Source organism: Terasakiella sp. SH-1 (genome assembly GCF_004564135.1).
Lineage (GTDB): Bacteria > Pseudomonadota > Alphaproteobacteria > Rhodospirillales > Terasakiellaceae > Terasakiella.
Genome location: NZ_CP038255.1, coordinates 3,125,380 through 3,145,355, shown reverse-complemented (window position 1 = coordinate 3,145,355; position 19,976 = coordinate 3,125,380). Strand labels below are relative to the sequence as shown.

Genomic DNA, 19,976 nt, shown 5'->3' with positions numbered 1-19,976 from the left:
CCATCATCGGGTTTTTAAAACCTGTAAAGCAGTGCTTCAGGCTTATTTGGCACCTGCCGGGATTGGGCCGAGGATCATGATCATCTGACGGCCTTCCATTTTCGGCTGGTGTTCAACCTTTGCCACTTCAACCGTATCTTCTTTCACACGGTTGAGGATTTCCATACCCAGTTCCTGGTGGGCCATTTCACGGCCACGGTAACGCAGGGTGACTTTCACCTTGTCGCCATTATCCAAAAACTTGAAGACATTGCGCATTTTAACATCGTAGTCGTGCTGGTCGATGCCGGGGCGCATCTTGATTTCTTTAACCTGTACGACTTTTTGCTTTTTCTTGGCTTCGGCTTTACGCTTTTGCGCTTCGTATTTGTATTTCCCGGCATCCAGGATTTTACAAACCGGCGGTTCCGCGTTCGGGGATACTTCAATCAGGTCTGTGCCCGCGCTACGCGCACGTTTTAAAGCCTCATCAACTGAGACCACACCAACCATTTCACCATTTTCATCTACGAGCCGAACTTGCGGGGCGTTGATTTCTCTATTGACGCGTGGACCTTCTGAGGTCGGTTGCGCCTTCATCGGACGACGAGCTATTGAAATTCTCCTATAATTTGCCTACGTCAAAATGCACAAAAGCGCGCCCTACTTTGAAGAAGGGCTTGCTGCTTCGTCTTCTAGTTTAGCTACCACTTCGTCAAGTGCAAGAATTTCTTGCGTTTTTCCACCCAAACGACGCATGGCAACGGTACGGTTTTCAGCTTCTTTGCCGCCAACAACCAGAATAACAGGCACTTTTGCGTGGCTGTGTTCACGAATTTTATAGTTGATGGACTCATTTCTAAAGTCCGTATCGCAAGACAAACCCTTGGCTTTTAGCTGATCACAGACTTCTTGAGCATATTCATTAAAGTCAGATGTGATGGACGCGACAATGATTTGCTGCGGGGCGAGCCATAAGGGGAAGCGACCTGCAAAGTTTTCGATCAAAATCCCGATGAAACGCTCAAATGAGCCGAGAATCGCACGGTGCAGCATCACAGGTTTGTGTTTTTGGCCGTCTTCACCGATATAATCCGCATTAAGGCGCTCTGGCAAAACGAAGTCCACTTGCAGCGTACCACACTGCCAATCCCGGCCAATGGCATCACGCAAGACGAATTCCAGTTTCGGGCCATAGAACGCACCTTCACCGGGGTTTAATGTCCATTCCAGACCAGCGGCTTCAGTGGCTTCTTTCAAAGCACTTTCCGCTTTATCCCAAGTCTCGTCTGATCCGGCACGCACTTCTGGGCGGTCTGAGAATTTCACTTTGACGTCTTCAAAGCCAAAATCTTTATAGATGGATTTCAACAGGTCACAGAAAATCTTGGTTTCAGAAATGATTTGATCCGGGCTACAGAAAATATGGGCATCATCTTGAGTAAAGGAACGCACACGCATCAAGCCATGCAAGGCACCAGACGGTTCGTTACGGAAACAGGAGCCAAATTCCGCCATACGTAACGGCAGGTCACGATAAGACTTCAAGCCCTGGTTAAAGATTTGAACGTGACAGGGGCAGTTCATCGGTTTGATGGCGAGAACCTTGTCTTCTGCACCTGTGATGAACATGTTTTCGCGGAATTTTTCCCAGTGACCTGAATCTTCCCACAGCTTGCGGTCTACCATTTGTGGGGTGTTGACTTCGACATAGCCGTTTTCTTCCAAACGGGTGCGCATATAGTCTTGAACCTTGCGGTAGATCGACCAGCCATGGGGGTGCCAGAAAACAGAACCAACAGCTTCTTCCTGAAAATGAAAGAGCTGCATTTCCTTACCGAGCTTACGGTGGTCACGTTTTTCAGCTTCTTCCAACATATGCAGGTATTGACGCAGTGCCTTTTTATCTGCCCAGGCTGTTCCGTAAATCCGTTGCAGCATTTCATTATTGGAATCACCGCGCCAGTAAGCACCAGCCACTTTCATCAGTTTGAACGCTTTGCCCAGCTTGCCTGTGGACGGCAGGTGCGGCCCACGACACATATCAAACCAGTCGCCTTGACGATAAACGGTCACGTCTTCGCCAGCCGGAATGCTTTCAATGATCTCAGCTTTGTAAAGTTCGCCCATGTCTTTGAACTTGGCAATCAGTTCGTCACGTTCCCAGACTTCGCGTTCAATCGGCAAGTCGCGATCAACGATCTCTTCCATTTTTTTCTGGATTTTTGCCAGATCGTCTTCGGTGAAGGGCTTTTTGGTGGCAAAATCGTAGTAGTAGCCATTTTCAATCGCCGGGCCGATGGTGACTTGTACATCATCGAACAGTTCTTGTACGGCTTGTGCCATAATGTGAGCAGCGTCATGGCGCAGCAGTTCAAGTGCATCTTCGTCCTTGGCCGTGACAATGGACATTTCCACATCTTCGGTAATTTCCAAAGACAGGTCCTTCATTTCACCATTGATCCGTACAGCCAAAGCCGCTTTGGCCAGACCCGCACCAATATCGGCGGCAACTTGCGCACCAGTTACAGAACCATCAAATTCACGGACAGAGCCATCAGGCAACGTAATCGCGACCATGGGTTTCGCACTCACTCACATTTAGAATTACATTAAGAGGGGCAAAGTAACGCGATTGTGCACTGTGTCAAGGTAAACTGTGGAGTTTACATATTCTATCGTCATCCCCGACTGGATCGGGGATCTTTGTCAGACAGGGAGGGAGATTCCCGCTTTTGCGGGAATGACGGGGCTTGATTAGCTCAACAGGAGCTTATCATCATCGACTTCTTCGCCGCGCACTTTTTCAAACATATGCAGCAAGTCTTCGACTTTCATGCCTTTGCGTTGGTCGCCTTCCACATCTAGTACGACCTGGCCTTCATGCAACATGACGGTGCGTTGGCCGTGATCAAGGGCTTGGCGCATGGAATGTGTCACCATCATGGTGGTGAGTTGACCTTCATTGACCAGCTTTTCTGTTAGTTCCAGAACAAAGGCTGCTGTTTTGGGGTCAAGCGCGGCGGTATGTTCATCGAGCAGCAGGATTTTCATAGGGTTGAGGGTTGCCATGACAAGGCTGACGGCTTGACGTTGCCCGCCAGAGAGAAGTCCCATCTTGTCTTCCAGGCGGTTTTCCAGATTAAGGCCAAGGACGGAAATTTTTTCACGAAACAGCTCTTTACGCTCTGCTGTTACGGCATGGCCCAATCCCCGTTTCGCCCCGCGACCCAAGGCAAGGGCAAGGTTTTCTTCAATGGTCAGGCTGGCACAGGTCCCGGCCAAGGGGTCTTGGAAAACGCGAGCCACAAGGCCGGAGCGTTTGGCCGTGGACCAGCGGGTGACGTCTTCCCCATCAATATTGATGGTGCCACTATCGGTCTTGATCTCACCAGCCAGCACATTCAGAAAGGTGGATTTTCCTGCCCCGTTTGATCCGATGACAGTGACAAACTGGCTTTGCGGGATACTCAGGTTCAGACCGCGCAGGGCCTTGTTTTCAATGGCGGTACCGGGGTTAAAGGTGACGCGTATATCTTTGGCTTCGATCATGGTCTTTTACGCCCCCTTGATGGATTTACGTTTGGCCCATTTCTGGCGCGCACCGGGTAAGGTCATGGCAAGCACGACCAACACAGCAGTGACCAGTTTCAGGTCCTGAGCCTGCAAGCCAATGAAATCGGCATTCAGGGCTAAGGCGACCACCACACGATAAAGGATGGAGCCCACCACACAGCCAATGGTGGCTAAAATAATGGTGCGGGTTGAAATGGTGGCTTCACCCAGAATGACCGCTGCCAATCCGACAACGATGACACCCACACCCATGGTGATATCGGCCCCGCCTTGAATTTGGGCAAAAAGGGCTCCAGCCAAGGCAACCATGGCATTGGACAACGCAATGCCGGTTAGTTTCATGGTGCTGGTGTTAATACCTTGAGCTTCGGCCATACGGCCATTAACGCCTGTGGCACGCATGCCCAGACCCATTTCAGAAGATAGAAACAGGTTCAGCAGAATAAGGATAAGCAGAATGATCCCAAGCAGGACCATTGGTGTGACCCAATAATACGGTAGGTCGATCATATTTTCAAACGGGGTAAAGACCGTTTCTTCGCCTAAAAGGGCCTGATTGGGTTTGCCCATGACGCGCAAGTTGACTGAATAAAGCGCAATCATGGTCAGGATAGAGGCCAGCAGGTGGAGAATGCCCAAACGTACATTCAGCCATGCGGTCACTAATCCGGCAGCAGCCCCTGCGGCCATCGCAGCGAGGCAGGCGGCAAAGGGGTTCATACCGTTGACAATCAAGGTGGCAGCGGTGGCGGCACCAAGTGGCAAGCTGCCATCGACGGTCAGGTCCGGGAAATCCAGTACGCGAAAGCTGATGAAGACACCAAGGGCGACAATACCGAACAGCAGTCCGGTTTCAATCGCGCCTAAAAAGGCAATCAAGCTCATGGCATTCTATCCTTAAAATGGAAAAAGATCCCCGATCAAGTCGGGGATGACAAAAGCAAGTGTCGTCCTCGCGAAAGCGGGGACCTTTTTATTACTTAACGACCTTTTCGGCCTTTTTTACCATGGCATCACTCAGGCTCAGGCCCATTTTAGCAGCCGACTCTGTATTGACATGCAGGTTGGTTTTTTCAACACCCTGAACATTGATGTCGCCTGCCTTTTTACCATTGAGGATATCCAGTACAATCTGGCCTGTTTGGCGACCAATGTCGTAATAATTAAAGCCCAAGGCCGCCGCAGCACCGCGTTCAACAGAACCCGTATCACCAGCAAAAACCGGAATTTTGGCATCCATACCGACTTTTACAACAGACTCAAAGGCACTGACGATGGTGTTGTCTGTGGTGACATAAATCGCATCGACCTTGCCCACCAGACTGCGCACAGCCATTAACACATCCCCGCTGGAGGGGGCAGAGGCTGTAACCACCTTGATGCCTTTGCTTTCAGCGATTTTCTTAAAGCCTTCGACCAAAACAACCGCATTGGTTTCACCCGGATTATACGGCACGCCAACGGTTTTGGCATGAGGCAGGGCATCGGTAATCAAACCAAGATGTTTTTCAAGCGGCAACATGTCGCTGACCCCTGTAACGGCACCACCGGGCTTTTCCCATTGTTTAACCAGTTTGGCCGATACCGGATCCGTCACCGCAGAAAAGACAACCGGGATACGACCACGTGCAGCGGCCACGGCAGCTTGAGCTGATGGTGTGGCAATGGCAACGATGACATCAGGGGCGGCCCCGACGAATTTTTTGGCAATTTGACCTGCGATGCCCACATCACCCTGGGCACTTTGGAATTCCCAGTTCAGGCTTTTGCCGTCAACATAGCCGTTTTCAGCCAGAACATCCTTGACCCCTTTGCGTGCGGCATCAAGAGCCGGGTGTTCAACGATAGAGGTGATTTTAACCGTTTTGCTGTCAGCAAACGCAGCTGTTGCAGACGTTGCAAGCAGGGCAGCACCCATCATTGCCGTAAAAATTTTTTTCATCATTCATCCCAGTTACTAAATTGTCTATATGGTCAGTTTTTTGCCATTGTTAGACAGTTGAACGAATGATGCAAGAAATTCTTAACGTGACGTCACCTTCGAGAAAGCGGGGATCTTTTGCAGGGGAGATAAAGATCCCCAATCAAGTTGGGAATGACGTTGTTTAGTAAGGACTAACCGACTGTCCATTGGCCGGATTGCCGATCATGGAGAGGAATTCCTTGCGGGTTGCTGAATTCTCACGAAAGGCCCCGAGCATACGTGATGTCACCATGGTGACGCCCGGTTTATAAACACCGCGTGTGGTCATACATTGGTGTTGGGCTTCGATGACGACGGCAACACCGTGGGGTTCCAGAACATCCTGAATGACATTGGCAATCTGGGCGGTCATTTTTTCCTGAATTTGCAGGCGCTTGGCATAGACTTCGACAATGCGGGCCAGTTTTGAAATGCCAACGACACGTTTTTTTGGCATATAGGCGATATGGGCTTTACCCAGGATCGGCACCATATGATGTTCGCAATGGGATTCAAAACGGATATCGCGCAACAGCACCATTTCATCGTAGCCGTCGGTTTCTTCAAAGGTGCGTTTCAGGATATCTTCCGGGTTTTGGTCGTATCCGGCAAAAAATTCTTCGAAAGAACGCACCACACGGTCTGGTGTGCCCAACAACCCTTCACGAGTGTGATCATCTCCGGCCCAGCGGATCAGCGTGCGAACAGCTTCTTCGGCTTCTTCACGGGTGGGTTTACCACCGACAATATTTAATTTGGGCTTGGTGCTCACGAAACATTCCTTTCTTTTGGACATTCTTTACGTATGTCGTTCAGATACGAATTACAATACCTGATGGAATTTATCAAGTACTTCCTTAAGGTGTTATTGCGATGCACTGTAAATGTAAAGGCTTCATTTGGGTCACTCTATCACCCCTGCTGTTTACAGGGATGATAGAGAAGTGATTGTTTGGCTTAGCGCAGGAAACGAAGGCGGATGGTGCCCGGAATATCTTTCAGCGCTTGGCGAATGCCTTGGCCCTGAGCGATATCAGCGTCTACATCCACAACCACATAACCGAATTCACCATCGGTTTGCAGGAATTGACCTGTGATGTTAAAGCCGTGTTCGGCCATGATTTCAGCGATTGCAGCCATGACACCCGGCTTATTTTCATGGATATGCATGAAACGTGTCCCTGCGCCTTTAACCGGCAAGGAGACTTCCATGAAGTTAACCGCGCCCAATGTGGAGCCATCATCGGAATATTTGACCAGTTTTTCAGCCACTTCTGTACCAATATTGGCTTGGGCTTCTTGTGTAGAACCACCGATATGGGGGGTCAGGATCACATTGTCCAGACCACGCAGTTCAGACACAAATTCGTCATCAGCTCCTTTAGGTTCAACCGGGAAGACGTCCAGTGCCGCACCTGCGAGATGTTCATCCTTGATCGCATCTGCTAATGCCGGGATGTCGACAACCTGACCACGTGCCGCGTTGATCAAATGAGCGCCCTTTTTCATTTCGCCCAGCTCACGTGCGCCGATCATGTTGCGTGTTTGCGCGGTGTCTGGCACATGCAGGCTGACAATATCAGACATTTGTAGCAGTTGATCCATGCTTTCACATGGTGTGGCGTTACCCAGTGGCAGTTTATTGACCACATCGTAATAGACCACTTTCAAACCGATGGCTTCGGCCAGAATGGACAGCTGGCTACCGATATGACCATAACCAATGATGCCCAGTGTTTTACCACGCACTTCATAAGAACCCGTAGCAGATTTGATCCAGCCACCTTTGTGACAGCTTGCAGATTTCGCCGGAATGCCGCGCATCAACATGATGGCTTCACCCAAAACCAGTTCGGCCACAGATCGGGTATTGGAATAAGGCGCATTAAAGACCGGAACGCCTTTGGACAGGGCGGTGCGCAGGCTAACCTGATTGGTGCCGATACAAAAACAGCCAATGGAGAAGAGTTTTTCTGCGGAGTTGATGACTTCTTCTGTCAATTGCGTTCTGGAACGGATGCCGACGATATGGGCGTCTTTAATCTTTTCTTTCAGAACGTCTTCATCAAGTGCTTTCTTGTGGAACTCAATGTTTTTATAGCCTGCATTTTCGAAAATACGCACGGCATTTTCATGCACGCCTTCCAACAAGAGAATACGGATTTTATCTTTTGACAGAGACAGGTTGCTCAACGAACTTCTCCTAAGCAAAACAGGGAATTTGGACAGCTTTTTTAAGTGGTCCGTCCATTTTGGGCAATGATTAATTTGAAAAACACTTTTCTACTTGATTCTGCGAACAATCGCGCTACCTTCGCGCCATGCGCATTTTCAGACATTTTGAGGACTTGCCGCCCGAGGTCAAAGGGGGCGCAGTCGCGATTGGCAACTTTGACGGTGTACACCTGGGACACAGGGAAGTTATTGGCGAGGCCGGATGGATCGCCAAGGCCCATCGGATTCCTTGGGTGGTGTTGACGTTTGAGCCCCATCCGCGCATGGTTTTTATGCCGGATCAAGACCCGTTTCGCATCACACCGTTTCGTATCAAGGCCCGCCATATCGAAGAATTGGAAGTTGATCATCTTGTCTGTCTGCAATTTGATATGGATTTTGCCAAACTTCCGGCCGAAGAATTTATCCAAAAAGTATTGGTGGATGGGCTCGCGGCCAAACATGTGGTTTGTGGCTATGACTTCTATTTTGGGGCCAAGCGCCAAGGTAATCCGGACATGTTGCTGCACAAGGGGCGTGATCATGGCTTTGGTTTTACCTGTGTGAACCCCGTTTCAGATACAGGCGGGACGGTTTATTCTTCAACACGTGTGCGTGAATATCTGACCAACGCAGGCCCGCGCCAAGCCTGGGATTTGCTGGGGCGCCCTTTTGAGATTGAAGGCCGGGTGGTTGATGGCGATAAACGCGGGCGCGATATCGGCTTTCCCACCTGTAATGTGGAACTGAATGAATATCTGAAACCCTCTTTCGGGGTGTATGCCATTCGTGCAGGTGTTGATGATGGCACCAAGACCGTTTGGCATGATGGAGTTGCCAATATCGGCAAGCGCCCGACCTTTGATAAACGCGATATTATGCTGGAAGCTCACCTGTTTGATTTTGACGGTGATCTTTATGGCAAACACCTTCGGGTGGCCTTGGTGGAATTTATCCGCCATGAACAGAAATTTGATGGCTTAGATGAAATTAAAGCGCAGATCGCAAAAGATTGCATCTCGGCCAAAGAAATATTAAAGAAGACCGAACCTTTTTAACCCATATGACGAGCAGACCATGACTGTGGACTATAAATCGACTGTATTCCTTCCTAAAACCGACTTCCCGATGCGTGCCGGCCTTGCCAAGAAAGAGCCGCAGATTCTGGAAAAGTGGGAAAAAATTGGTCTGTATGAACAATTGCGCAAAGCAGGCGAAGGCCGTGAGCCGTTCGTGCTTCACGATGGCCCTCCTTACGCCAATGGTCACTTGCATATTGGTCACGCACTGAACAAGATTTTGAAAGACATCATCGTGCGTTCCCAGCAGATGATGGGCAAAAACGCCAACTATGTTCCGGGTTGGGATTGTCACGGTCTGCCGATTGAATGGAAGATCGAAGAAAAATATCGCAAGAAAAAGAAAGACAAGGATCAGGTTCCCGTTCTGGAATTTCGCGAAGAATGCCGCCAGTTCGCCAAACAGTGGATTGATGTGCAGCGCGAAGAATTCAAACGTTTGGGTGTTGTCGGCAACTGGGAAGACCCGTATCTGACCATGACCAATAAGGCCGAATCTATTATTGCCAAGGAACTGTGTCGTTTCTTGATGAACGGTGGCCTTTATAAGGGCGCAAAGCCCGTCATGTGGTCCCCGGTTGAAAAAACCGCACTGGCCGAAGCCGAAGTGGAATATTTCGATCACGAATCCGTCACCATTCATGTGCGTTTCCGCGTGGAAGAAACCAAGCTGGATGCGGTGAAAGATGCCACAATCGTGATCTGGACAACCACACCCTGGACCATTCCGGGCAACCGTGCCGTTGCTTATGGTAACGAGATTGATTATGGCGTTTACGAGGTTGTGGACGTTCATGATGGCTCGCTCGCACGTGTGGGTGAAAAAATCGCTGTGGCCGAAGCCTTGGTGGCCGAAGTTATGGGTGACGCCAAAGTGGCTGACTTCAAACAGGTTGCCCAGTTCAAGGGTAAAGAATTGGAAGGCACGATTTGTAGCCACCCATGGCGCGGTCGTGATTATGACTTTGATGTGCCTTGTATTGCAGGTGATCACGTCACCACAGAAGCTGGTACAGGTTTCGTTCACACCGCACCGGGCCATGGTCAGGAAGACTGGGAAGTCTCCATGGAATATGGCATTGCGGTACCTGATACGGTGGGCCCGGATGGCTGCTATTATGAGCATGTGCCGATCTTTGCAGGCGAACATGTTTATAAAGTTGCTCCGCATGTGTTGGAGCAATTGACCGAAGTGGGCTCCCTTCTCGCCTCTGGTAAAATTACCCACAGCTATCCTTGTTCGTGGCGTTCAAAAGCCAAGCTGATTTTCCGTAACACACCGCAGTGGTTTATCTCTATGGAGACGAACGAGCTGCGCGATAAAGCCTTGAAAGCCATTGATGATACGCGTTTTGTGCCGGAAATCGGTCGTAACCGTATCGGTGGCATGATCAAGGATCGCCCGGACTGGTGTGTGTCGCGCCAGCGTGCCTGGGGTGTGCCGATCACTGTCTTTGTGGACAAAAAAACTGGTGAACCCCTGCGCGATCAAGAGGTTGTGGATCGTATTGTGGCAGCCTTCGAAGAAGAAGGCGCAGATGCATGGTACAGTCGTGACCCGCAAGATTTCCTCGGTGATAAGTACAGGTCAGAAGATTACGATCAGGTCATGGATATTCTGGACGTATGGTTCGATTCCGGCGTGACCCATGCCTTCGTGATGGAAGAACGTGATGACTTGAGCTGGCCTGCGTCTTTGTACCTTGAAGGGTCTGACCAACACCGTGGCTGGTTCCATTCTTCCTTGCTGGCTTCTTGTGGGACCCGTGATCGCGCCCCTTATGATGCGGTGCTGACACATGGGTTTGTGCTGGATGAAAAAGGCTTCAAAATGTCCAAATCCTTGGGCAATGTGACCTCTCCGCAAGATGTGAATAATCAATATGGTGCTGATATCCTGCGTTTGTGGGTGGTTTCAGCAGATACCGCAGATGACCTGCGCATCGGCCCGGAAATCATCAAGCAGCAGTCTGATGTGTATCGTCGCCTGCGCAACACACTGCGTTACATGCTGGGCAATCTGGAAGGTTTCAGCGAAGAAGAACGTCTGCCATTTGAAGAAATGCCGGAACTGGAGCGCTGGGTCTTACATCGCCTGTTTGAGCTGGATCAGCAGCTGCGCGGGGCTTGTAACGATTTTGTTTTCCACAAGGCCTTTGCTGAACTGCATAACTTCTGTGCGGTTGAACTGTCAGCCTTCTATTTCGATATCCGTAAAGATGCGGTTTATTGTGATGCGGGCGATAGCATCCGTCGCCGTGCTGCGCGCACGGTTTTGGATACATTGTTCAACACACTGACCGCATGGCTGGCCCCGTTCATGGTGTTTACATGTGAAGAAGCCTGGACTTGTCGCTTCGGTGCAGATGCCGATTCTGTTCACTTGCGTCAATTCCCGGATATTCCGGCAAGCTGGCAGGATGAGGCACTGGCGGCTAAATGGGCGAAAGTGCGTGATCTGCGTAAAGTGGTCACAGGTGCGTTGGAGCTGAAACGTAAAGAAAAGACCATCGGGTCTTCTTTGCAAGCTGCACCGGAAGTTTTTGCCACAGCTGATTTTATTGACGCCATGAATGGCATTGATCTGGCGGAAATCTCCATTACCTCAGCTGCAAGCTTGAGCGAAGGTGACGTGCCAGAAGGGTCTTTCACTATGGAAGATGTGGCTGGCGTTGGCGTTGTCTTTAAAGAAGCTATCGGGGGCAAGTGCGAGCGTTGCTGGCAAATCCTGCCGGAAGTTTCTGGTGAAGGTGCGATCTGTAAACGTTGTGAAGACGCGATTGGCTAATAACTGTCATCCCCGTGAAAACGGGGATCCAGTCTTTTCTCGTGTTTTTCTGGATTCCCAATCAAGTTGGGAATGACGGTGTATCATGAATCAACTCTTTCAAAAAAAGCCCTATGTGGCGGGCCTTCTCGTGGCCTTGATCATCTTTCTTTTAGACCAGTGGTCCAAGATGGAGATCGTCTATGACGTCATGATGCCGCCCCGTATTATTGAGGTCACATCCTTTTTTAATATCGTCATGGCCTGGAACCGGGGTGTGTCTTTTGGCATGTTCGGCTGGGATTCAGAAATTAAAATCTATGTGCTGGCGGCGATGGCCTTTATTGCCGCTGTTGGTTTGATTATCTGGATGGTCCGTGAAGGGCGCATTGTCTTTGCTATTCCGTGCGGGGCCATTATCGGTGGGGCCATTGGCAACGGGATTGATCGTCTGCATTGGGGGGCGGTTGCTGACTTTTTGGACTTCCATATTGCCGGTTATCACTGGCCTGCCTTTAATGTGGCAGATATCGGAATCACCTGTGGGGCGTGTTTTTTGATTTTAGATAGCTTGTTTAGTAAGGAAGATTCCTCTAAAACAGAAGATAGTGACAAACTGGATTGAAGTTTACGGCGATGAGCATGTCTGTGACGAACCTTCAAAAACTCTGCGCTTTGGCTGTTATGGCAGTCACGTTGGGCGCATGTAGTGGTGCAAAAGAAATGATGGGGCTGGAAAAAACAGCACCGGATGAATTTTCTGTTTATTCGCGCGCACCGCTAAGCTTGCCGCCGGATTATGCCCTTAAGCCGCCGACACCGGGGGCAGAGCGTCCCGATGTGGAAGACCAGCGTGATAAGGCGCAACGTGCCTTAACAGGGCGTCGTGCGCCGGCAAAAACAGATATGACCGGATCTTATTCCAATATGTCACCGGGGCTGCAGTCTTTGTTGCAGCAAACGGGTGCGCTGAATGCGGACCCGTCCATTCGCCAAACTCTTGATCGTGAGACCAGTGCATTTATTGCTGAATCTGAAACATTTACCGAAGATCTGATGTTTTGGCGCGATAAGGAAGCGTTTGGTTCCAAAATTGATGCGGCCAAGGAAGCGCAGCGTATCCGTGAAGCTCAGGCTTTGGGGGAAACGGTTGATGGCGGTGGCTCCGTTGTGATTGAACGTAAAGAAAAAGCGATTCTTGAAGGCTTATTCGATTAATCGAACAGTCTGTGCCCTTGTGCAGCCATATTCTCAGATTACATCAAAAGAACGTCATTTCTATATTGGGTAGTGAGGTTCGCGTTGCGTTATCTGCTTGTTATTCTCGGTCTTCTTTTGGCCTTTCCTGTTTCTGCGGGTGTGTTTAATCCCAAGACCTTCACGCTGGATAACGGGATGGAGGTCGTTCTTATCGAAAACAACCGGGTGCCTGTGGTGCGCCATATGGTGTGGTATAAGGTAGGGTCCGCCGATGAACCTGCGGGTAAGTCCGGTATTGCCCATTATTTTGAACATTTGATGTTCAAGGCCACCAAGAAACTGGCTGCAGGTGAGTTTTCCAAAATTGTGGCAAAAAACGGTGGGCAGGATAACGCCTTTACCTCATATGATTACACCGCTTATTACCAAACCGTTGCCAAAGACCGCCTCGGGCTGGTCATGGAGATGGAAGCGGATCGCATGACCAATTTGAGCCTGACCAAAGAGGTGATTGAGCCAGAACGTCAGGTCATTTTGGAAGAACGCCGCCAACGCACGGATAATAATCCGGGGGCACAGTTGCGCGAACAAATTGATACGGTTCAATATATGAACCACCCTTATCGTATTCCTGTTATTGGCTGGGCTCATGAGATTAAAGCCCTGAGCCTGGAAGACCTTAATCGTTTTTATAAGGCTTGGTATGCGCCCAATAATGCCATCTTGATTGTGGAAGGGGATGTCAGCATGGCAGAACTTAAGCCGCTGGCTGAAAAACATTATGGCAGCATTCCCCGTGGGCCAGAAATGATACGCCTGCGCCCAACTGAACCCCCTGCCCATGCTGATCGCCGGGTGATTAAACGGGACCAGCGGGTGCGTCAACCCAGCTTGCAACGGACATATCTTGCGCCGAGCTATCGCACCAGCACAGAAGATGACAAAGCGCCCTATGCCTTGGAAATTCTGGAAAATATCATGGGGGGGGCAGCGACCAGCAGGCTCTATACCTCGCTTGTGATTGATCAGAAACTGGCGGTTTCTGCTGGAATGTCCTATTCACCCAGTCGTTTGGATATGTCGGAATTGACGTTCTGGGCCAGCCCGCAGGCCGGTGTTTCCATGGCGGTGCTGGAAGAGGCGCTTTTAAAAGAGATCAGTGTGTTGCTTGAAAAAGGCGTAAGTTTTGATGAAGTCGCACGTGCACAAAAGTCTTTGGTTAATGATGCTGTTTTTGCACGGGATAATCTTGGGACAGCGGCACAAGTGATTGGCGGGGCGATGGCGATTGGTCTTTCAGTTGATCAAATTGAAAGCTGGCCCGATGCCATTCAGGCCATCACGGTTGAGGATGTGAATCGGGCTTTGCGCACTGTGTTGAAAGACCAGAAAACAGTGACCGGCCTGTTACTGGGATTGGAGGATAAATAATCATGCGGTTGCTTTTTTTGATCCTTGGCTTTTTGTTCAGCCTTCCAGCCCATGCATTGGCTCCGGTGCAGGAGGTGAAATCCAGCAGTGGTGTGACGGCATGGTTGATTGAAGATCACACCAACCCGATTGTTTCCTTGCATTTTTCCTTTCGCGGGGGCGCTGCCCTTGATCCTGTCGGGAAAGAAGGGCTGGCGCGTTTGGCCTCTGCCACGATGGATGAAGGGGCCGGAAAATGGGATTCTCAGGCTTTTCAGTCCCGTCTTGAAGCTTTGTCCATTACCCTGCGCTTTGAGGCTGGGATGGATAATTTTAATGGGCGGGTTTTGACACTGCGTGAAAATATGGATGCGGCGATGGACATGCTGAAAACAGCCTTGATGCACCCACGTTTTGATGGGGAGCCTGTTGAACGTATGCGCTCGCAAATTCTGGCTGATCTGAGACAGCGTCAGGAAGACCCGGCAACACTTGGGACATTGGCGCTTTACAAGTCTGTTTTAGGTTTCCACCCTTATGGACGTGGTTCGAAAGGGACAATTACAGGTATTCAAAACGTCAGTCGGGAAGATTTAGCTCATTTTGTAAAGACGCGTCTGGGGAAAGACAATCTGGTGATTGGCGTATCCGGGGATATCACCGCGCAGGCATTGCAAAAATTGTTGGACGAAACTTTCGGTTCTTTGCCGGATAAAGCAGCCGCGTGGCAGTTACCTGAGGCATCGTTGACCTTGAATAAGAAGACACAGGTGATTTCAAAGCCGATACCGCAAAGCAGTATTATGATGGTTCAAGGGGGCATTGATCGCCACCATGAGGATTTTTATCCGGCCTATGTCTTGAACTATATGCTGGGCGGCGGCGGTTTTGCATCGCGTCTGTATGAAGAAGTGCGTGAAAAACGTGGATTGGTTTATTCGGTCTATAGCTATTTGGTGAATTATGACAAGGCAGCCCTTTGGCTGGTGGGGGCAGGAACGCAAAATGCCCGCGTGAAAGAGACGCTGGGTGTGGTGCGTGAAGAATGGCAAAAGGCATTGGAAAGTGGTTTTAGTGCAGAGGAAGTGGCCGATGCCAAGACCTATCTGACAGGGTCTTTCCCGTTGCGTTTTAAATCTAGTGATCGGATTGCCAGTATTTTAGCAGGCATGCAGCGCGATCGTTTGCCGATTGATTTTCTGGAAACACGAAACCAGCAGGTTGAGGCGGTGAGTGTTGAAGATGTGAACCGGGTTGCAAAGTCTTTGTTAACACCGGACAAATTAAAAGCCGTAGTGGTCGGCCAGCCGGAAGGGCTCCCGTTCTGATAACAAAAAAGCCCCTGATTTCACAGGGGCTTTTTTGATTATTTGGCCTTTTTTTCCATAAACTGGTCAAAAGCTTCAAGTGTTTGTGCACCGTAAATCATGGAAGGGCCACCGCCCATATAAACAGCCATGCCAACTGTTTCTGCAATTTCTTCACGGGTGGCACCGTATTTGATTGCCGCTTTGACATGAAACGCAATACAGCCGTCACAGCGTGTGGTGATGGCGATGGCAATGGCAAGAAGTTCTTTGGCTTTTGGGTCCAGAACGCTATCGGCACTGGCCGTTTGCGCCAGATTGGAAAAGGCGGCCATTGTATCGGGGATTGCACCGCGCAGGGTGCGGATTGCGCCTGTCAGGTCCTTGGCGATTGCGGGGTAGTTTTTATCCATTATTCATCTCCATCGCTAAATATTTGCATATGCTAATATATTAAACTGTTAGATCGTTCAACAATTATTTTGATTTATTTCAGGGTGATTGTGGTCTCAGATTTATAAATTCGTCCACCGTTTTCATCTTGGCGGACCAGTTTGATATACCCCCGATAAACCCCGCTATCCCAGTTCAGGGTAGGTTTGCGAAGCCCTGCGTGAAGAGTGCGGTAGGCTTGGTCCTTATCAATGGTGCTGGTGTAATCCAGCAAGACAGAATCGTCGGGAGCTGTGATTTGAAACGTCAGGCTATCGCCTTTTTTCACATGAAGAAAGCGCCCCCATAAGAAAAGCTTGGGCGAACGAATAGACAGGGTTTCATCATCATAAAGACCCTGGGCAAGGCCAGATTGTTTAGGCTGTGTTGCGGCAAAACCCATGTCAAAAATATCGAGTTTGCGATAGGTGAGGTCATGCAAGAGTGAGGGGGGCCATAAAGGTTTCGCCCCGATTTCGCAAGGGGCACTGCGTGAAATGCCAACAAAGGGGTCAACAACATATCCTTGGCGTTGGGTTGATCCTTTGGGGATATATTCCACCTGAAAATGAAGGTGGGGAAAGGTCGCCATGCCGGAATGTCCAACCAACCCGATAATATCGCCTTGCTTAACCTGGTCGCCTTTTTTGACCTTCACACTGTTTTTGCGCAAATGGCAATATTTGGTGATCCAGCCGTTTTTATGTTCAAGGCGCACCCCGTTGCCACATTGTTTTTTGGCGATTTTTTCTTTAGGCAGTTTGCGATAATCGATGTCTTTCATGTGATCGCGTGTGCCCACAACAATGCCATCGCTGACGGCACGCACCACGACACCGGCCTGCATATCACGAAAATTCCGGATCATGAAATCCGTTCCCTTGTGGGCGTTGTAGGTTTGTGTACCGCAGGTATAGTCTTTGGTTTGTGGCCCGCGCTCATGATCGACATAATTGGCAATCCAGCAGTTCCAGCCCAGTTCACATTCGATGGGCAAGATCATGGACGGGGCAGGCAATATTTTTTCGGCCTGTACAGGGTGACTGATTGCCAGAAAGATCAGGGCGAATATGAAAAACGGTCTCTTGAGCATAACGGGCGCATTATGAAACATTCTTTTCAATCCTGAAAAGGGGGAATTTTCACTTTGGCAGAAATTTACTTCCGTATATAGTGCGCTGCACAAGTTAATAATTAAGTTGATGAGGAAAAGACCATGGAAGAGCTTTACGGCTATTCATACGATGAGATCGACGTTGGCATGACCGATGTTTTTTCAAAAACCGTGACAGAAGCTGACATCATGGCTTTTGCAGGTGTATCAGGCGATACAAACCCGGTTCATTTGGACGAAGCATTTGCCTCTCAGACCATGTTTAAAACACGCATTGCCCATGGCATGCTTAGCTCCGGCTTTATCTCCACTGTTTTTGGGACAAAGCTGCCTGGTCCGGGCTGTATTTACATTGAACAAAATCTGAAATTCAAAGCCCCTGTTAAAATTGGCGATACGGTTGTTGCGCGTGTGACAGCACTGGAAAAAGACGATGCCAAGAAAATGATCAAGTTTGAAACCATCTGTAGTGTTGGCGACACAACTGTGATCAAGGGTGAGGCAACCATCATGGTTCCCGATCGCTCTTAAGGTTTACAGACAAGGGCTGTAGAACCTCTATCAAGATAAAGAGGCTCACCTGTTTTGGTGGGCCTTTTCATTTTTTGGGCTGGTCGTGAGTTGTCTCATCTTCGTCGCGCTGGGCGGCACGTTTGCGAAACACAATTGCCCCGATAATCACCAGCACCCAGATGCTGATGCCAAACAGGCCCAGCCGGGCATCCGGGTCTTTTTCCAAAACAAAAAAGGAAAAGACGCTGCCCAGCAGAAAAATAATCAGGGCAAAAACAGCCATGTCGGCTTTGAAACTGGGGTGCTTGCTCATACCCAAAGCATATAACGTTACGCTGTGTGAAAAAATAGGGAAAAATTATTTGCAGGCATTGCGGTGGTTTGTGTCAGTTTCAGACCGTTTTTTTCAGCTTCGTTGACGACCCTTTCCATATCACGTACGCCAAAGCGCGAATCTGTGGCCTGAAGCTGTTGGTCAAAGGCCACATTACTGGGGGCGGTATGTTGACCATTTTTCTTGTAAGGGCCGTAGAGATAGAGGAACCCCTCTTTTTTGAGCAGTTGGGAAGCTTTTTTCATCAAGCCTTCTGTTGCCGGCCAGGGGCTGATATGGACCATATTGATACATATCAGTGCATCGACCTTAAATTCAGGCCAGTTTTCAGCTTTGGTGGTATCCAGCTGTAAAGGAGATTCGATATTGGACAGCCCATAATGATCGCGCCAAGCCTTAATACTGTTGAGGCAATCTGGGCCAAGATCACTGGGGTGCCATGTAATATGGGGATAGGATTTTGCAAAATGAACGACATGTTCACCACTGCCGCTGGCAATTTCAAGAATACGCCCTTTTGGGGGAAGGTGTTCTTGAAGAACGGATAAAATCGGTTCACGGTTGCGTTCAGTTGCAGGGTAGAAAAGTCGTTCAGCCATTAATGAATTCCTTCTTTTTCAAAAAGGTATGAGCTTGTTCAAATTCGTTCAAGTATTATTCTTTTCTAAGGCAATGCAAATACAGGCAAAAAAACAATATCCACATTATTCATATGGTTGCTGTGTGTATCGGATTATGCTACCTGAATTGCACTGTTTGCCGGGCTTCGCCGTGGTGAATAACAGGATCAACGATTCGTTTGCATGGCCGAATCGGGCGCAAACGATCTTATGAACGGAGAAATAAATGACCTACGTTGTCGTGGAAAACTGTATTAAATGTAAATACACCGACTGTGTGGAGGTCTGCCCGGTTGATTGTTTCTATGAGGGTGAAAACACGCTGGTGATTAACCCGGATGAATGTATCGACTGTGGTGTGTGTGAACCGGAATGCCCGGCGGAAGCAATTTTGCCGGATACAGAAGACGGCATTGAAGAATGGCTGGAAATTAACCAGAAATTCTCTGAAGTTTGGCCGAACATTACGTCGAAGAAAGAGCCGATGGAAGGTGCAGACGAACAAAACGGTAAAGCTGGTAAAAAAGCAGACCTGAGTGAAAAGCCGGGTGCAGGCGATTAATCGCTAAGTTTATTGCTTTGCAGCATTTTTTACAAAAATGACCCCGCTTTCGCCTACAGCTCTTTTCAGATTTAGAGAAAAGAGCTGTAAGAAGGCGGGTTTCTGTCATGTTTTTGTAACTTAGGTCTGTATTTTTGACCAATCTTGTGCTATATACTGTGCCAACAGCCGGTTCCGTGGGGGCCGGTTTTTGACCGTCCAGAGTCGAATTAGACCTGTCAAACCTGATTGAATTCTGGACTGGCCTACTAACAACATATGGACATTCACTGTCGTTTGAACCCTTCTGCCTAGATGTGCAGATGGTTTTTTTTGTCGCCATTTTGGTGACGAGCGTTTTGTGAGTGCCTGTGTGAAGAGTAAGAGAGAAAAAAATATGGCTCAAAACCTCCCGTTCGATTCTGGTGACTTTGTTGTGTATCCGACACATGGCGTTGGCCGCGTTGTTGGTGTGGAAACACAGGAAATTGGTGGTCACGAATTGCAGCTGTTTGTCATTACCTTTGAACATGAGCGCATGACGTTGCGTGTTCCGGTTGGCAAAATCAAGGCTGCTGGCTTGCGCAAACTCAGTTCTGGTAAAATCATGGAAAATGCCATGACCACGCTGAAGGGCAAAGCCAAAGTGAAGCGCACCATGTGGAGTCGCCGCGCACAGGAATATGAAGCAAAAATCAACTCTGGCGACCCGGTTTTGATTGCAGAAGTTGTTCGCGATCTTTATCGCAATGTTGGCCAGCCGGACCAGTCTTTCTCAGAACGTCAAATCTATGAAGCCGCGCTTGAGCGTCTGGCGCATGAAGTTGCAGCTGTTGAAAATATTGACAAAGTTGCAGCAACTGAGAAACTGGAAGGCGTCCTCCAGAAGGAGAAAGCTGCATAAGCTTCTCACGCTAAACGTCTTTT

20 protein-coding genes are annotated in these 19,976 nt (G+C 49.2%); 9 read left to right on the top strand and 11 right to left on the bottom strand.

All coding sequences use genetic code 11. The annotated features are described in order from the left end of the window. Positions 1-42 precede the first annotated feature (42 nt). From infC to serA, 7 genes are all read right to left on the bottom strand, one after another. Entirely contained in the window at positions 43-579 is a 537-nt protein-coding gene (gene infC / locus E4K71_RS14820; protein WP_135080936.1) for a translation initiation factor IF-3, read from the bottom strand. Positions 580-642: 63 nt separating this feature from the next. Next, positions 643-2,559, bottom strand: a complete 1,917-nt coding sequence (gene thrS, locus E4K71_RS14815; protein WP_135080934.1) for a threonine--tRNA ligase — start codon at positions 2,557-2,559, stop codon at positions 643-645. Positions 2,560-2,736: 177 nt separating this feature from the next. After that, entirely contained in the window at positions 2,737-3,531 is a 795-nt protein-coding gene (locus E4K71_RS14810) for an ABC transporter ATP-binding protein (protein WP_135080932.1), read from the bottom strand. A gap of 6 nt (positions 3,532-3,537) precedes the next feature. Next, entirely contained in the window at positions 3,538-4,440 is a 903-nt protein-coding gene (locus E4K71_RS14805; protein ID WP_135080931.1) for an ABC transporter permease, read from the bottom strand. A 91-nt stretch (positions 4,441-4,531) separates the two neighbouring features. Next, positions 4,532-5,500, bottom strand: coding sequence for an ABC transporter substrate-binding protein (locus tag E4K71_RS14800; RefSeq protein ID WP_276321843.1), 969 nt, complete (start codon positions 5,498-5,500; stop codon positions 4,532-4,534). Between the two features lie 160 nt (positions 5,501-5,660). After that, positions 5,661-6,290 carry a GTP cyclohydrolase I FolE gene (folE, locus tag E4K71_RS14795; protein ID WP_240796822.1) on the bottom strand — a complete coding sequence of 210 codons (630 nt, stop codon included), beginning with the start codon at positions 6,288-6,290 and terminating at the stop codon, positions 5,661-5,663. A gap of 185 nt (positions 6,291-6,475) precedes the next feature. Continuing rightward, positions 6,476-7,711: a phosphoglycerate dehydrogenase gene (serA, locus tag E4K71_RS14790; RefSeq protein WP_135080927.1), complete on the bottom strand. Its 1,236-nt coding sequence runs from the start codon at positions 7,709-7,711 to the stop codon at positions 6,476-6,478. Positions 7,712-7,839: 128 nt separating this feature from the next. Here serA and E4K71_RS14785 point away from each other — a divergent pair, with 128 nt between their 5' ends. From E4K71_RS14785 to E4K71_RS14760, 6 genes are all read left to right on the top strand, one after another. Next, positions 7,840-8,790: a bifunctional riboflavin kinase/FAD synthetase gene (locus tag E4K71_RS14785; protein ID WP_135080925.1), complete on the top strand. Its 951-nt coding sequence runs from the start codon at positions 7,840-7,842 to the stop codon at positions 8,788-8,790. 19 nt (positions 8,791-8,809) lie between these two features. Then, on the top strand, positions 8,810-11,599 hold the full coding sequence (ileS, locus tag E4K71_RS14780) for an isoleucine--tRNA ligase (protein ID WP_135080923.1): 2,790 nt from the start codon (positions 8,810-8,812) through the stop codon (positions 11,597-11,599). Positions 11,600-11,684: 85 nt separating this feature from the next. Next, the gene (gene lspA, locus E4K71_RS14775; RefSeq protein ID WP_135080921.1) at positions 11,685-12,203 is read left to right on the top strand and encodes a signal peptidase II; all 519 of its coding nucleotides are present in this window, start codon (positions 11,685-11,687) and stop codon (positions 12,201-12,203) included. 17 nt (positions 12,204-12,220) lie between these two features. Further along, a complete protein-coding gene (locus E4K71_RS14770; RefSeq protein ID WP_135080919.1) occupies positions 12,221-12,796 on the top strand; it encodes a DUF3035 domain-containing protein in 576 nt (191 codons plus the stop codon). Positions 12,797-12,880: 84 nt separating this feature from the next. Beyond that, positions 12,881-14,209, top strand: a complete 1,329-nt coding sequence (locus E4K71_RS14765; RefSeq protein ID WP_240796821.1) for a pitrilysin family protein — start codon at positions 12,881-12,883, stop codon at positions 14,207-14,209. A gap of 2 nt (positions 14,210-14,211) precedes the next feature. Further along, positions 14,212-15,516, top strand: coding sequence for a pitrilysin family protein (locus E4K71_RS14760; protein ID WP_135080917.1), 1,305 nt, complete (start codon positions 14,212-14,214; stop codon positions 15,514-15,516). 38 nt (positions 15,517-15,554) lie between these two features. On the opposite strand, the gene E4K71_RS14755 is transcribed toward E4K71_RS14760, so the two are convergent. After that, positions 15,555-15,908 (bottom strand): carboxymuconolactone decarboxylase family protein, encoded by a 354-nt coding sequence (locus E4K71_RS14755; RefSeq protein ID WP_135080915.1) that lies wholly within the window; start codon positions 15,906-15,908, stop codon positions 15,555-15,557. 74 nt (positions 15,909-15,982) lie between these two features. Continuing rightward, on the bottom strand, positions 15,983-17,041 hold the full coding sequence (locus E4K71_RS14750; RefSeq protein WP_135080913.1) for a M23 family metallopeptidase: 1,059 nt from the start codon (positions 17,039-17,041) through the stop codon (positions 15,983-15,985). A 102-nt stretch (positions 17,042-17,143) separates the two neighbouring features. Here E4K71_RS14750 and E4K71_RS14745 point away from each other — a divergent pair, with 102 nt between their 5' ends. Next, entirely contained in the window at positions 17,144-17,572 is a 429-nt protein-coding gene (locus E4K71_RS14745) for a MaoC family dehydratase (protein WP_135080911.1), read from the top strand. A 67-nt stretch (positions 17,573-17,639) separates the two neighbouring features. Here E4K71_RS14745 and E4K71_RS14740 read toward each other — a convergent pair whose 3' ends face one another. After that, positions 17,640-17,867: a hypothetical protein gene (locus E4K71_RS14740; RefSeq protein WP_135080909.1), complete on the bottom strand. Its 228-nt coding sequence runs from the start codon at positions 17,865-17,867 to the stop codon at positions 17,640-17,642. A 17-nt stretch (positions 17,868-17,884) separates the two neighbouring features. Then, on the bottom strand, positions 17,885-18,487 hold the full coding sequence (locus E4K71_RS14735; protein WP_135080907.1) for a DUF938 domain-containing protein: 603 nt from the start codon (positions 18,485-18,487) through the stop codon (positions 17,885-17,887). A 247-nt stretch (positions 18,488-18,734) separates the two neighbouring features. On the opposite strand from E4K71_RS14735, the gene fdxA reads away from it, so the two are divergent. After that, positions 18,735-19,070 carry a ferredoxin FdxA gene (fdxA, locus tag E4K71_RS14730; RefSeq protein ID WP_135080905.1) on the top strand — a complete coding sequence of 112 codons (336 nt, stop codon included), beginning with the start codon at positions 18,735-18,737 and terminating at the stop codon, positions 19,068-19,070. Positions 19,071-19,446: 376 nt separating this feature from the next. Beyond that, complete coding sequence (locus E4K71_RS14725; protein WP_135080903.1) at positions 19,447-19,953, top strand: CarD family transcriptional regulator; 507 nt, start codon at positions 19,447-19,449, stop codon at positions 19,951-19,953. Positions 19,954-19,976: the final 23 nt, after the last annotated feature.